The following is a 13778-nucleotide window of genomic DNA, read 5'->3' as shown; positions in this document are numbered from 1 at the left end:
GTTACTCACTCACACTCACCGTCCCCAGTACTGCCACCTGACCTGTTCCAATCTCAATGTTCTGATTGCTCTGTCCATTGATTTTCAGTTCAGAGAAATCAATAATGATCGGAATGTCCAGCAAAACAGCAGAAATCCGGGTATAGCGAACCAACGGGTCTTCCTTATAAAAAGCAAGCTGCTTCAAATAAGTCCGCACTCCGCTTTCGATCAGCTTTTTGATTTCATCCAGTGTGGACGGTTTTTCCTTGGTACGCTGTACCTTGACGGAGATGTTAATGTCCACTTCTTGCGCTGGCATGATCGTCACCACAGGACCCGCTGGTGCCAGCCCTTCTCCTTGTCCATCCTGCGTCGGATCAATGTACTTCTGCACCGCAGCGACGATATCCGGGCTGGCAGCCCGTTTGTCTGTGTCCAGCACATATAAACCCACTGTTCCTGGCCCTTTCCAGAGTGGAACAACCTCCACACCTCCGACTCCGGCAATTTCATTCGCCCACTGCGTATACTGCGCCTTGTTACCGCTCGTGCCCTGGTTTCGCACCTTGGCATAAAAACGCTCCAGCAACAGCTGGTCGCTCTCAATGTCTGTGCCGCTTTTCGTTTCCTCCATATTGATCACGGAGGAAATCCCGCTAATCGGGGTCGCCATCACCTGGATGACACCCGCAGGCACGTTACCGCTGCGTCCGGGATTAATCGCCCGAATGGCCGCAGTTCCTGTCCCCTGTTCATCCAGCGTAACCGCTGTTGTGGTCGCATACTCAATAGAAGCTTCCCCGGATACATCATCTGCCGGCGTCGCTACTATAGTTCCTGCCGGGACGGTCGTTCCCGCTGTGCCTGTAAACGTGACTGTACCTGAAGCGGCAACCGCTTCTCGCCGTGTCACTCCATGCTCTGCTGTTCGCAAATCCAGCTCCGGCGAGCGAAAATCCGGGTTGTCGCTGGCTGCCGTGCTGGCAAAACCGCGTCGCAGCAGCTCCTGCGCCCAGATTGCCGCTTCGGATAGCATAAACGCGACCGGAGCCTGCGCATCCCAAATAAAAGAGCCCTCGGACTTATCAATGTCCGAAGGCACTTTTTCCAGCATCCGATTTAAAATTTCCTCTTCCGTCTGGTCTACCAAATATTCCGGCAAGTCTGCCATTAGATCACCACACTTTCCACAATTTCCGTTTCATCCCGCACATTCGTAATCTGGCAGCTAAAATGGCATGCCTCACCTTCCCAGCGAAATGTGAACTGATCCACACTAGCCGTTCGGGCATCTGCCAGCAGCGCTTCCGTGACCATGCGTTTAATTTCGCTTTCCTGCACGCCGCGCCCATAGCTGTTGCCAATCAGCTCCTCCAGCTCGCTGCCATAGTCAGGGGAATAGATCACATGACGGTAGCGAGGGGTACGAATGGCTTTTTCACACCACTGCACCCAGGCTTCTTTTTCATCTGTAGCCACGATTTTACGACTAGGGCTCATGACAAACTCCCCGGCTTCAAAATCAAACCGCCAGCTTCGTCCAAATACTGCACGGTTATCCTCCAGCACATCCGGGTCGGTCATATCTGCGTCTGTCCAGATCATATCATCTGTTTCTGGAAATAGATTAGCCACGTCCACTCACCACCTTGCATACGACAACTACATCGTTACCGCTATTCACCCGAATTGCCAGTACACGATCTCCGGGCTTAAGTCCTTCATTCAGGCTCAGATTCACATCTTCCAGCTCGTCCTCCCCGATGTAAAAGGAAGTTTTCAGCTCTTTGCCCTCCCAATTCTCCGATTCCACCGAGGTCGAGGTCCCTTTATACATATGACGGGGGACAGACAGCAATCCCGGCAGCTCAGCAACCAGATAATCCTGAAGCTCATGTTTAAAATCGTCCAGCTTAAGTCCGGTGGAGGTAATCGTGCCCAGCACCGCGCCTACTCCGCTCAGCGCTTGCTTGGTATGCTTGTGAAATGAGGATTGCAGAGCGGTGACCAAATGCCCGTAGGGGTCCTTATTCAAGATAAAACCTCCTTTTTACATCGTCATACGTTCCGAGCTCCAGCGACATGCTGCCGGGATTCCCTAATTCCCTGCTCACTGAAATCACCAGCAGCTTCATGGAACCGAGCATCACTGCATCTCCTGCTCGAATCGTGTTCATGTCCGGCGCATTCACGGATATTGTTTGCTGTATGCCTCTCAGCTTGCTTTTAGCCAGCTCACGTGCCGCTGCACCGGACTTCACTTCGTCATCCTGCACAATGACCTGAAGTGTCCCATATTTGGCAATGTCCTTTTCCTCAAGCGCCATCACCTTGGAAGGAACCTCATTGCCCGTTTCACTGGCCGCCGTAGCCAGCACCTTTACTCTGGTGGCCGCGCCTTCCAGCGTACGGGACTGTGTTGTATCGGTCACTCTCTCCAGAGCATACACATCTTTGTTCGTTCCCAGCTCGTACAGCTCCAAGCCGGAAGAAATCATGCGTGGATGATATAGCTTGCCGCCCGCCTTTGCCGTTTCGCGCAGATCTCCCAGCATCATAGAATAAATGGACTGAGTCCGGTATACTGCACGTCCGAGCTGCTTTTTCGTATTTGGCAATGATGCAATTTTCAGCTTCCAATCCCTCGCATACTTCTGAAAACGCTGAGTAGCCGTCTGCTTGGCAGGGAGTAAATATTCATCCTCCGATTTGTCCAAATACACAGTACGGTCATATAATGTTAGCGTCATACGCTTAAGCCCGCTGTTGGAGGTTTCCACTTCCCAGATCACCGCTGGTGACAGCAAGGGAACATAGTCTTTTTTGCCATACGGAATCCCGCTAACCCGGATCGACATCCCTGGAGAAATGGCAGGCATATCGGACGTAACGACCAGATTAACCGTGCCCTGATAAGCGATTTGCTCCAGAGAATCCCTCAGATTAATATTTTCCACCAGCGGCGATAAATCATATTTATCCTGTAAAATGACTTTATAGCTCATGACAGCACCAGCTTTTGCCCCGGTTTAATCGCATTCGGATTTTGTCCAATGACCTTTTTGTTAAGCTGATAAATACGAGTCCACTGCGAGCTGTCCCCCAGCTCCAGCTTGGCAATTTTGGACAGGGAATCCCCGGATTTAACCGTATATGTTTTTTTCTTTTCTTTCATATCTGTGCGAGGCTTTTTGTTGACCGCAGCAGCCTTACTACCCGTGGCGCCAGCTTTTTTGGATACCTTCATTTCCCTCCAGGTCCGCAGCGAAAGATCAAAATTCACATCCCCATATTCCCCTCCACGAAAGGTCGTATTATGAGAGGCTACAATTACAGGCACATTTACGGATGTCCCGGTAATAATGAAGCGCAGCGGCTTTTGAGACAACAAAAAACCATTCAGCGTGTTCATGGCCTCCTGCGGATCAGGAATATCCTCATATGTGCAATACGATGGATTGTATTCTTGTGGAAAAAAAGAAGAGAAGGAGATTTCCTTCACCTTCTCTCCTTGCGGAAAATCAAACTCCCCATAGGATAAAATCGTGGTCGTATCAAACCCCTTTTGCCGTGAAATCGTCACTTCCTCGGGATTCACCGGAAAAACAAACTTTTTCCCCTTGCCATCCATCAAACTAAATTCCATAATCCCCATGTATAACCTCCTTTCCCATCGCTAACATCCTCTGCATTACACAGCTCCAGCGCCCGCAGGCTTGGTGTTCTGCGTTGCCCGCAAAATTTCAGCTTTGAGACGGTAGCCAATTTGTGTAATAAGTCCATCCACATCCAGCTTGTTTTCATGCACAGTGACCTGTACAGCCCCGGCAGGAAGATTGAACTGGTTGGTGGTTTCCGTTTTAAAATCCTTCAAGAAGCCAGAAAGGGTTCCCATTTGCTCAGGACTGATCTGTACCACTTGAGGTGTCGGATTGCCATTGGCTTTGCCTTTAGCTTTGGCTCCATTGTTCGCATGAGCCGCAGTATTTAGCAGTGGGCTTGGATTTACACCCTGGTTAGCGACAAGCATCGGTCCATAAGGACTAGGAGCGCCTTTTGCACCTGGTTGCGGAGGCACGTATGCGGCTGCACTATATAAAGGCGGCATAGTTGCTAATGGCTTAAGAGACGCACCTATAGTCGACTGAGGTGGGATTGCAGGTTTAGGAACTTCAGGTGGCTTAGCTGGCTCTTTCTTAGGTTCATCTTTTTTACCAAAAGAAAAGAAATCAGAAAAACCTTTACCAAAGTCTCCAGCCTTATCCGAAATCCAGCCTTTGACCTGTGAAGCCTTTTCTCCAAGAAATTTACCAGCGGACTTTGCTTTATCCATAATCGCTGGACCATAATCTGAGACTAATCCACCAATTTTACCTCCAACAAAGTCTCCCGCCATCCCCCCAAGTGTAGAGCCAACCACAGTACCAATACCCGGCAGCAAAAATGAGCCTATAGCTCCACCTATCGCAGAACCAGCGGTCCCGCCAACAGTAGAACCAATAGCTTCTGCACGTTCTTTACCGGAAGTAGCCTGCGCGATATTCATAATATCCATTCCATAGCTTAAAGGTCCCAACAGCTTTTTCGCGCCACCTTTTAAAAGGTTTTTGAACAAGCCTGACCCGGCTTCCTCAGCTGCACCAGCAACGCTACTTGGTCTGATAATACTTGAGGCTGCATCTGCCGCAGCACTCGAACTTGCAGCGCTAGGTACTACACCAGCAGCTTCACTTGGATTTATCATCCCCCAGCTTTTAGCCTGATCAAATAGTCCCTGTCCACCTTCAATTAAATCTGAACCTCCTCCAACTTTTTCAAAAAATTCACCCCCAGATTTACCTACCTCAAATGCCTTTTTAGCAAAATCTTTAAATTTTTCTGTTCGGGTAGTTCCCTGAAGCGGTCCCTTTAGGGTACCTAAATCAGTATTAAATTTTTTAAATGCTTCAGGAACTTCAGATATGCTTTTTACTCCTTCACCAACTTTTTTAACATTACCAAGAAAATCTTTTATTTGAGTTAATGCATCCTTAGGCTCTTCTTTTTTCTCTGCGGCTGGCGTCACAGAGCCTAGCTTAGTACTTAAATCCGCAATAGCTGCTGTATTCGCATTCACTGCAATAGTATTCAATTGCACCGCAGTGCTTAGCAAAACGATACTTGGATTGTTATCAGTCTTCGGGGAGCCTGAGCCAGATTGGGAGTTTACCTTTACATTTACATTCCCCGAGGCGTTAATAATCTGGGATTTGACCCGGTTAATCTTGTTCAACAGATTATCCAGGCCCTTGGAGGCCATATCGTTCAGCACGATTTCCGGGGCCATGCGGGTACGGCCGATTTTCAGAACACGCCCTTGAATCCGCTCAAAATAGCGTTCCATTGCGCGTAATTCGCGGTTCGCCTTAATGACATTTTTGGGATCAATCACAAGGTTCATGCGGTAATTTAATGCTTCTGCCATCTATCATGTTCACCTCCTTGTTTATGCTTTTGAAGCTGCCATGCTGTCCATTTCCTGCTCGGCAAACGCCAGCAGCAGCATACGCTCGCCGCGGGGAAGCCGCCAAAAGTCTCCGGGGCGGAGGTGGTGCCGGACCCACAAGTGGTACAGCATCGTCGTCATTCCCCCGGAGCCGATTAGTTTTTTAGATCAGCAATCTCAACACCAAAGCCGGACAGCTCCAGCACTTTATCTCCTACCGCATCCAGTTCACCCGCCAGCAGCATACGACGGACAGATTGTTCGCCACCAGACAGCTTCAACCGGCTTGTAATCCGGGGGTCGCCCCAGCCGTTAAGAGACAAGCCCTTCACTTCCAGCTTGCCGGTAGCTTCCGAGATCAGCAGGGCATTAAAGGTCTCGGTATCTACCTTCTCATCCACTGCACCCTTCACGGTCCGCCGAATCGTACAACGTTCACGAATGCTGTCTACTTTGCTGGAGGTCAGACCGTGCAGCACAATTTTCATATCGAGACGCTTGATGCGAACCGTTTCCTCTGGAAGTTTTTCAGCGGCTTCAAACAGGCTGTCCAAAATTTGTTCTTCTGTCATATTTTCATTCAAGCTCATAAGTCATTCTCCCTTATTTTTAATTTGTATTGGGGAACGGAATGCCTGACAGCACCCCATCCCCCGTTTTTTAATTAGTTCGCTACAATCGGATCAAGCAGCTCATAGCCTTCGAAGGTGAAGGTTGTTTCTTCCTGCACTTCCTCGCCTGCTGTCCAGTTGGCAAGCTGGATTTTGTCAGGAGTGCAACGGATAAGACGAATACTTTCATGTCCAAAGGCTTCAGGATCATCCAGTTTGGTAATAATCTCAAAACGGTTAAAACCACGACGAATCATATCAGACGTAACCTTGTAGCCGCTCATTGTGCCCGTCCCTTTTTTAATACCGCGCTTGTGCACCTTCCACTCATTGCCCACGAGATTCAGCTCGCGTTTTTCCATTTCCACGCTGGCTTCCAGCTTATTGATATTCGTCTGCCACACCCCGTCCACATGCGCCTGACCATACGTACCTAAAATAACTCTTGAAGCATCCAACATTTCTTTTTCCTCCTCAAAATAATCCATAATATAGTTTGGGATTTACCAAAATCCTTGCTGTAAAAAAACGAATTCAGCCCTGCTGAATTGCCGCACAATGCTTATGCACGTAAAATGCCTATTTATTGCACGTAAAATGTGCCGAACAGCTGCTCCATCACGTCGGTCAGCTTCACGTTCCATTGCAGGAACACTTGATCCGGTTCCGGTTTAATCATTGGAGCATCGCCGTAGTATGCCGGATCGAGAATGACATCATAGCCATCCGCTTCGATGACGTTGCTCAAAGACAGCTGTGCCAGGTATTCCTTGATCGCACCGATGAGGGCCAGACGACCTTCCACTGTGTTGTTGATTTTGCCAATGTAGGTCTCCTCGGCTGCACGCTGCAAGTCAGCGTTAATCGCGTCCATGACGCGGATGGAGCGGATTTTCTTCCATGCATTGTTTTGACCGGCAGCCGGGTTCACCAAGCTGTTGATTCCGCGCAACGCTTTGACCTGACGGCCGTCGAAGAACAACAGGAAGACCCCGTTACGGACAGCCTGCTCCTGCTCGGAACGTGTCCAGCGGCGGGTCACGTCCTCAAAAGGCGTAACCGCATACGTCGCGGATTGATTCAGACGTTGGCCTGCGATCAGTCCGGCTACATAGGCAGCCGTTTGAGCGGAGCTATAGTCCGTACCTGCCAGACGCACGCCCGTACCGACGTTCACGACGCCTTCATGGTTCAGCGCCAGGGAACGCTGTGAGGCCACGCTGACAGCCGTTTTGGACACATCATCTGCCGCAGAACCGCCGAATACAGCAATTACGCCTTTGCCTTCGCCCCGGACACGCTTGATCCAGGCGGCAAAGCTTTGCAGTAATGCCATATCGGCTGCATAATCCAGCGCCAGCACATTAAATTCCTGTCCTTCAAGCGCTTCCTGCATGGCGATGTAATCGGCATTAACCAGCTTGCTATTGCCGCTGTTGCCGCCTGTCAAATGAACGCCACTGACATCCGCCGGAATGCCGCCATTGCCGACAACCTCGGCTTTCACCCATACGTTTTCGCTGTTTTTGTTGATGGCTTCGGCAATCGAAGCAGCCGTTCCGTCACTGCCTTTGTACGTACCCAGCAGCTTGGTTCCTTCATAAAGGCGCACTTCATGCGCCTGCTCGTCACCCAAAGTAGGCTGTACAGTTACAGCAAAACCATTACCGCGGCTACCTGTGTACAACGCCTGCAAGCGCAGCACATCCGTTGGTGTCGCGCCACCGCTTTTCAGCGTTACGGCTGCTGCAGCAGCCGTATCATCTGCCAATCGGTAAGCGAGCAGTTTTTTCGGACCGCCCAGCAGAGCCAGATACAGTGTGGAATAGGCTGTCGCACCATCCTCACTGTCGCCGGAGAAGATTTGGTTAATGGCCGTTTCGCTGCCAATCTCTACAAACTCACGTACAGGACCCCAATTTGCCTTGACGGGTACAACGACCGTACCGCGTGATCCACCTTGAATCGCTGAAGCTGCTGCTGCCTGAAAGTTCATATACAAACCCGGTAATACCGGTTTATTCGTGTTTTCCCATGTTCCGCCTGCCATAATTAGTCCACCTTCGCTTTCATAAATTGTTCGATTTTAGTGTGTGCTTCTGCTACCGTGAACAGCTTGTCCTGTTCACCAAGAAAGGCACCTGCCAGCACTTCTTCTTTCACGGAAAACAATGGTTCCGCGTGTTCCTTAAGCTCCTCCAGCGTATAGCGAGGGCTGCTTGCTTCCTGCCCGGCATGTACCGGGGCCTTCTCATTTTTTTCAAAGGTCACTCAGACCACCTCATTTCAAAACAGGATGAATTTCCACTCTGCGAATCAACGCCGCTTCCTCAGCCGGACGCATACGTCGCTGTACCAGCGTCAGCCGGAGCTGACCGTCTAAAATTGCATCCGCCTGTAAATCGGCCGAAGCTTCGTCCGTAGACATATAACGCCCCTTGTCCTGATCCAGTGGAAGCTGGATTTGAGTCGCAAAGCCCTCGACCAGCGCGGAGGCTGCGCGGTTCTCTTCAGCGCTGTCTGGAGCAATGATATGTCCGATGAACCGTTTGCGGAGCTCATACATGGAAGCTCCCGCCATCCGGGTCTCGCAGCCGCTCAGACGCCATAAAACCGCGTGCCGTCCCGGCTGTGCGGGCCATGCATCGGCGTATACCGACCACGTCTCGCCCAGTTGCTTTTGTGTCCAGCGGGTCAGGGCTGCCAGCCATTCATCCGGCTGTGCGGCGCTACTTGAGCTCCCTGCCGTTTCAGGCACATACACGCCAAAGCGCAGCGTTCTATAGGCCTTGCCCGTGACGGTGTCCAGCTTCTCCGCATCTCGCACGCCCAAATAGTGCGGGGTAAAAGCTGACGTGTCCTCACCTTGGCCTGTCACTGGTTCCCGGTGCAGCCCGGCAATCAGGGCATTCGCCCATACATCGGCCTGCGCCAGCCCGGCTTGTCCTGCGTACAGCTTGATGCGGACAACCTGCCGGTAGCCGGCCCAGGAAGACTTCCAGATTTCCTCGCCCAGCGCCATAACGGCATACGGCTCCTCTGCCGTCTGCGACGGTGGCTGAACATCGTATACACGCCCTTGCAGCGCCGGAACAATCTCAATGAGCTTTTGCTTAAAGGCTTGTCTCATCCTGCAGCATGCCGCCTTCGCGCAGCCTGCACTCGCATGTTGTGGCTGCCTAGCCATACCTTTTTCCAATTTCGTGTTCTCAGCCGGCGCAGCCTCATACTCATGCATTGCAGCATCCCTTGCTTAGGCAACACGACTCCTCCTTTCTGTACAACGAATTCCCGGGAATCAACAGAGACGATCACCGCATAAAGAAACCGGCCTTATTGGCCGGCTAACGTTTGACTGTGTGTGTCTTCGGTATGTTCTCTTGTCTTGATTCCCGATGATATAATCTTACACCCTAATAACGAATGCGTTGCCGGAGAACTGGACGATAAAAGCAGAGACTAGGGATGAAGTTAGGCGGTATTTAGAGAACGTGCGTTCCTATTATCGAAGCTGCGTTTAATTCCATTATTGATGCTGCTCAAAAAAAATAACCGCCCTCTAAAAAGGCGATCATTTACATAGTTCTCTTCAATTGACGGTCGTTTGCGATCACTTCATTTTGGATAAGAGCATCCTTTATATGAAAACCAGAATCCATACCAGCTTCTTGGTCGACATTCTTATTCGACGTTGTGTTTCATACTCCCTGCTGTCCAAGTTAATGGAATTAAGGCTATGACCCCCGAATATCAGGAAGTCAGAGCCTTTTCGAGGAGCTGTACGATTTAGACTAACCCAGTTTTCGATCCGCGCCCTTCTGCAAGCCTGCCAGATTCAAAACGCCTTGGTCTGCCAGCGCAAGCGCCATTTTGTAAAAAGCACGTGTGCGAAGCTTCGTATACGTATCCTTGCTGACCGGCGGGTCCAGTACATAATTGTAAACCTTGTAATCAAACACATCGTCATCCTTTAAATAACGCTCACGGATGAGCAGCTGTTCGCGTTCATTCAAGCGACTGACTACAGCATCTACCATTTCGCAATAGGCCAGGCGGGCCGCTGGAGCATCTACATTATATACGGCTGTTCGGGCCGTTGGATCGCTGGTCACATTCGTTGGGCCGTTCGGTCGATCCGTATAGCCAGCCGTGATAAAGCTTTCCCGGTCCATAAAGGTTATCGTTTTATAAATCCGGTACTTTTCAAACACGCCCTCCAATGCAGTCTGCGTTTTGCGACGATCCAATTCGGGTAAGTTATTTTTCATGTACAGCAGCACTCCTTATCTTATGCCTTTTGACAATGATGTAATTTTTAGCGATCACAGCTTCTTTGTTTACATTTTGTTCGTATTTTGTTCGCATCTTGAGTATAACATAGCATTATTTAGAATTTCTATCCATCGTCAAAAAAAGCGGTATGATCCCAAAAACAGGATGTTCGCTTTATTTTTCTATGCCTTTTGGCATATTACGTGCTTTTGCTCTTTACCTAATGGTATAATGGAACCAATCTATGATTCTATTGCAGAAGGGAGCCTCCTTTGTGGAACAGCCAGCATTCGGAACCTACTTAAAGCAGCAGCGTGAGCAAAAGCAATGGAGCATCAACCAATTGGCAGATGCCGCAGGCATTAGCAATTCACAAATTTCCCGCATTGAAAACGGGGTGCGCGGAGTCCCCAAGCCCTCTACCCTCCGCAAAATAGCGGACGCACTCGGCATATCCTACACCGAAATGATGAAAGTCGCCGGCTATTGGGGAGACGACGATTCAGTAGAGCAGCATTCACACGAACCTTATCGTTCTACTGTGCCGGATTGGGCAACCTCCAAGGACCGCCGGGATTTCAAAAAAATGCTGGAGGAAGACGACGAATTAATGTTCGACGGCATTCCGCTGGATGAGACTGACCGTCAACGGATCAAGGATGTGTTAACAGGTCTGTTCTGGGAAGCCAAGCAAATGAACAAGCACAAGAAGCCCCAAGAGCCCCGGGCGGGCAAAGATCAAGGATAGCAGGTGATCGTATGAAAGAACTCATTCACAAACTCGTCCGAAAATACCGTACCAACTGCCCCTTTGATATTGCAAAAGCGCTGGGTATCCATATCCGTTATTGCGATCTGGGTTCCACAACCAAAGGGCTGTATTACCACAAGCTGCGCAGAAAATTTATCGTCATCCACGATGGCCTTACACCGGAATGGAAACGGTTTGTTTGTGCGCACGAATTGGGGCATGACCGACTGCATAAAGGCATTAGCCGCTTTTTTATAGAGGAGCATTCCTACTTTTCCCCAGGCAAATTTGAACAGCAGGCCAACCGTTTTGCCGTGCTTTTGCTGAGTGAGGGAAAACCTCCACTGGCTGACGAAACGCTGGAGCACTATTTGCCCCGGATTGGACTCCCCAAAGAGACTGCTCTTTTTTTTGACCATAAGACAGAACGCTAGTTCCTATTTCGATGGTTTAGATTTTTACATAATTCGATTCCCGATCCTCAAATCTAGTTACTGTTTATTGCTTCCTCTTCAATATAGGAAATTTAACGACGGCTTTAACAACCGAAATATCAAAAAATCTTAGTGCTTTAATATAAAATAGAAGTTATTTTTACAATCATCTGATAAAATATGGACGTAAGCGGTTGCTCTAATTCATTCATTTTATGGGAGGTTGAAGGAACAACATGAATTCATGGAAAAAAGTCTCGTCACTCTTGACGACCGCCGTGCTTCTGTTCGGATGTCTTGGTACAGCAGCAGCGGAGCCGGCAGCCAATGCAGGAGTAGCGAATACGGCTGCTACTCCAGTCAGCGGCAAGCACATCACCATCCTACATACGAATGATACCCATGCCCACGTGGTCGCAAACGACAAGGAAATGGGCTTCGCCAAGCTGGCGGGCATCATCGACCAGTATCGTGCTTCCAATCCCAATACGTTGCTGCTGGATGACGGGGATACCGTTCATGGAACGACCTTCGCTACTTTGGTCAACGGTGAGAGTATCGTGAAAGTGATCAACAAGCTGCGCTATGATGCAATGGTTCCGGGCAACCATGAGTTTAATTACGGCTGGAAGCATCTGGTTGAGCTAAGCAAGGAGATTCAATTCCCCGTGCTGAGCGCCAACATTAAGCAAACGGACGGAACACGTTTGTTCAAACCGTATGTTATAAAGGAAGTGGATGGCGTTAAAATCGGCATTATCGGTCTGACTACGCCTGAAACAGCCTATAAGACCAATCCCAAAAATGTAGAGGGAATTCAGTTCACCGATCCTGCGGCTGAAGCCAAAGCAGCTGTAGACGAAATCCGCAGCAAAGTGGATGTCGTCGTGGTTCTTGGTCATTTGGGACAGGATGCATCCAGCAAGGACACCAGCCTCAAGGTCGTTAAAGAAGTGCCCGGCATTGATATTTTCATCGATGGACACAGCCATACTGTACTCGAAAAGGGTCTGGTCGGTGACAACGGTACGTTGATCGCCAGCGCAGGTGAATACACCAAGTATCTGGGTGTGGTGGATCTATGGGTCGATGGTGGTAAGGTTACCCAAAAGCAAGCCAAGCTGATCGACTCGACTCAGGCTACCGACGTTCAGCCCAACGCTGAAATTGCTGCATTGATCGCTTCCGTTCAGAAGGATCAGGAACCTATTCTTAAACAGGTTGTAACGCAAACGAGTGTGGATCTGGAAGGAGCACGCGAAAAGGTACGTGCGGGTGAAACCAATCTTGGCGACCTGCTCACCGATGCCATGCGTGACGTTTCGGGTGCAGACGTGGCTTTAACCAACGGAGGCGGCATCCGGGCTTCCATTAAGGCAGGAACAGTAACCAAGGGAGACATCATCACCGTGCTGCCTTTCGGAAACCAGATTGTTACCCTGAAGGTGAAAGGCTCTGACATCCAGGCAGCACTTGAGAATGGCACAGCCTCCTATCCGGAGCCAAGTGGAGGTTTCCCGCAGGTATCAGGCATTTCGTTTAAAATAGACACATCAGCAGCCAAAGGAAGCCGCGTTCATTCCGTTCTGATCGGCGGCAAGGCGCTTGATCCTGAGGCGACGTACACATTGGCCACCAATGACTTTACTGCTGTAGGCGGTGACCAATATACGATGTTTGCTAAATATCCGCAGGCAGGTATGTTCGGATCGCTGGACGAGGCATTAATCCGCTATATGCAAAAGATTGGCTCCACCAGCCTGAAAGTACAAGCAGACGGCCGTATTCAAGAAGCCAAGGCAGACGGGAATGTCTCCGTCCCTGCCACACAGCCTACGCCAACTGCAACACCAGCACCTGTGCAGGAAAAACCACAAGCTGTCTCTACTCCGGCTGCCAAACCAGTACCAGCGAAGCCGGCACCAGCAAAGACTCCAACAGCCAAGCCACAGCAAGCATCAGCTTCTGCCCAAGCTGCAAATAGCCATGTGTATGTTGTGAAATCCGGGGACACGTTATATGACATTTCCCGCAAATACGGTACCACCTGGCAACAGCTTCAAAAGCTCAACAAGTTGAAAAATCCGCACCGCATTTATCCCGGGCAAAAGTTGAACCTCCCGGCCTAATTCAATAGTTTGTCAGAAGATTAGAAGTATGCGATAGTCCAGGCTCATTTGGACATCGCATATTTTTTTTAAAAGCGAACCTTTTAACCGCTGACAAGTTGTGGACCGAGAGGT

At 49.8% G+C, this 13778-nt stretch carries 15 protein-coding genes; 3 read left to right on the top strand and 12 right to left on the bottom strand.

Annotation, left to right across the window (positions count from 1 at the left end; translation table 11 throughout):
* Position 1: 1 nt before the first annotated feature.
* The 12 genes from BAZ21_RS07320 to BAZ21_RS07265 form a co-directional block, all read right to left on the bottom strand.
* The gene (locus tag BAZ21_RS07320; protein ID WP_068498555.1) at positions 2–1153 is read right to left on the bottom strand and encodes a baseplate J/gp47 family protein; all 1152 of its coding nucleotides are present in this window, start codon (positions 1151–1153) and stop codon (positions 2–4) included.
* Complete coding sequence (locus tag BAZ21_RS07315; RefSeq protein WP_068498553.1) at positions 1153–1617, bottom strand: DUF2634 domain-containing protein; 465 nt, start codon at positions 1615–1617, stop codon at positions 1153–1155. Before BAZ21_RS07315 ends, BAZ21_RS07320 begins: the two co-directional genes overlap by 1 nt.
* Entirely contained in the window at positions 1610–2017 is a 408-nt protein-coding gene (locus tag BAZ21_RS07310; RefSeq protein ID WP_068498551.1) for a hypothetical protein, read from the bottom strand. The genes BAZ21_RS07315 and BAZ21_RS07310 overlap by 8 nt, the downstream gene beginning before the upstream one ends.
* The gene (locus tag BAZ21_RS07305) at positions 2010–2987 is read right to left on the bottom strand and encodes an XkdQ/YqbQ family protein (protein ID WP_068498549.1); all 978 of its coding nucleotides are present in this window, start codon (positions 2985–2987) and stop codon (positions 2010–2012) included. Before BAZ21_RS07305 ends, BAZ21_RS07310 begins: the two co-directional genes overlap by 8 nt.
* On the bottom strand, positions 2984–3628 hold the full coding sequence (locus BAZ21_RS07300; RefSeq protein WP_068499024.1) for a LysM peptidoglycan-binding domain-containing protein: 645 nt from the start codon (positions 3626–3628) through the stop codon (positions 2984–2986). Before BAZ21_RS07300 ends, BAZ21_RS07305 begins: the two co-directional genes overlap by 4 nt.
* A gap of 45 nt (positions 3629–3673) precedes the next feature.
* Positions 3674–5446 (bottom strand): hypothetical protein, encoded by a 1773-nt coding sequence (locus BAZ21_RS07295; RefSeq protein ID WP_068498548.1) that lies wholly within the window; start codon positions 5444–5446, stop codon positions 3674–3676.
* A gap of 176 nt (positions 5447–5622) precedes the next feature.
* Positions 5623–6057: a phage tail assembly chaperone gene (locus BAZ21_RS07290; RefSeq protein ID WP_007429164.1), complete on the bottom strand. Its 435-nt coding sequence runs from the start codon at positions 6055–6057 to the stop codon at positions 5623–5625.
* Positions 6058–6131: 74 nt separating this feature from the next.
* Complete coding sequence (locus BAZ21_RS07285; protein WP_007429163.1) at positions 6132–6539, bottom strand: phage tail tube protein; 408 nt, start codon at positions 6537–6539, stop codon at positions 6132–6134.
* Between the two features lie 122 nt (positions 6540–6661).
* Positions 6662–8128, bottom strand: a complete 1467-nt coding sequence (locus BAZ21_RS07280; protein ID WP_068498546.1) for a phage tail sheath family protein — start codon at positions 8126–8128, stop codon at positions 6662–6664.
* A gap of 2 nt (positions 8129–8130) precedes the next feature.
* Entirely contained in the window at positions 8131–8349 is a 219-nt protein-coding gene (locus tag BAZ21_RS07275; protein ID WP_068498544.1) for a hypothetical protein, read from the bottom strand.
* A gap of 10 nt (positions 8350–8359) precedes the next feature.
* Positions 8360–9316, bottom strand: a complete 957-nt coding sequence (locus tag BAZ21_RS07270) for a hypothetical protein (protein WP_068498542.1) — start codon at positions 9314–9316, stop codon at positions 8360–8362.
* A gap of 553 nt (positions 9317–9869) precedes the next feature.
* Positions 9870–10346: an ArpU family phage packaging/lysis transcriptional regulator gene (locus BAZ21_RS07265; RefSeq protein WP_068498539.1), complete on the bottom strand. Its 477-nt coding sequence runs from the start codon at positions 10344–10346 to the stop codon at positions 9870–9872.
* Between the two features lie 278 nt (positions 10347–10624).
* Here BAZ21_RS07265 and BAZ21_RS07260 point away from each other — a divergent pair, with 278 nt between their 5' ends.
* The 3 genes from BAZ21_RS07260 to BAZ21_RS07250 all read left to right on the top strand — a co-directional run bounded on the left by BAZ21_RS07260 (position 10625) and on the right by BAZ21_RS07250 (position 13664).
* The gene (locus BAZ21_RS07260; protein WP_068499021.1) at positions 10625–11098 is read left to right on the top strand and encodes a helix-turn-helix domain-containing protein; all 474 of its coding nucleotides are present in this window, start codon (positions 10625–10627) and stop codon (positions 11096–11098) included.
* An 11-nt stretch (positions 11099–11109) separates the two neighbouring features.
* Positions 11110–11535, top strand: coding sequence for an ImmA/IrrE family metallo-endopeptidase (locus BAZ21_RS07255; RefSeq protein WP_068498537.1), 426 nt, complete (start codon positions 11110–11112; stop codon positions 11533–11535).
* 236 nt (positions 11536–11771) lie between these two features.
* Positions 11772–13664, top strand: coding sequence for a 5'-nucleotidase C-terminal domain-containing protein (locus tag BAZ21_RS07250; RefSeq protein ID WP_068498534.1), 1893 nt, complete (start codon positions 11772–11774; stop codon positions 13662–13664).
* The last annotated feature ends 114 nt before the right edge of the window (positions 13665–13778 follow it).

Origin of the sequence: Paenibacillus kribbensis (assembly GCF_001705305.1) — a bacterium.
Classification (GTDB): domain Bacteria; phylum Bacillota; class Bacilli; order Paenibacillales; family Paenibacillaceae; genus Paenibacillus; species Paenibacillus kribbensis_B.
This window is presented reverse-complemented; position numbering and strand designations above follow the sequence as displayed.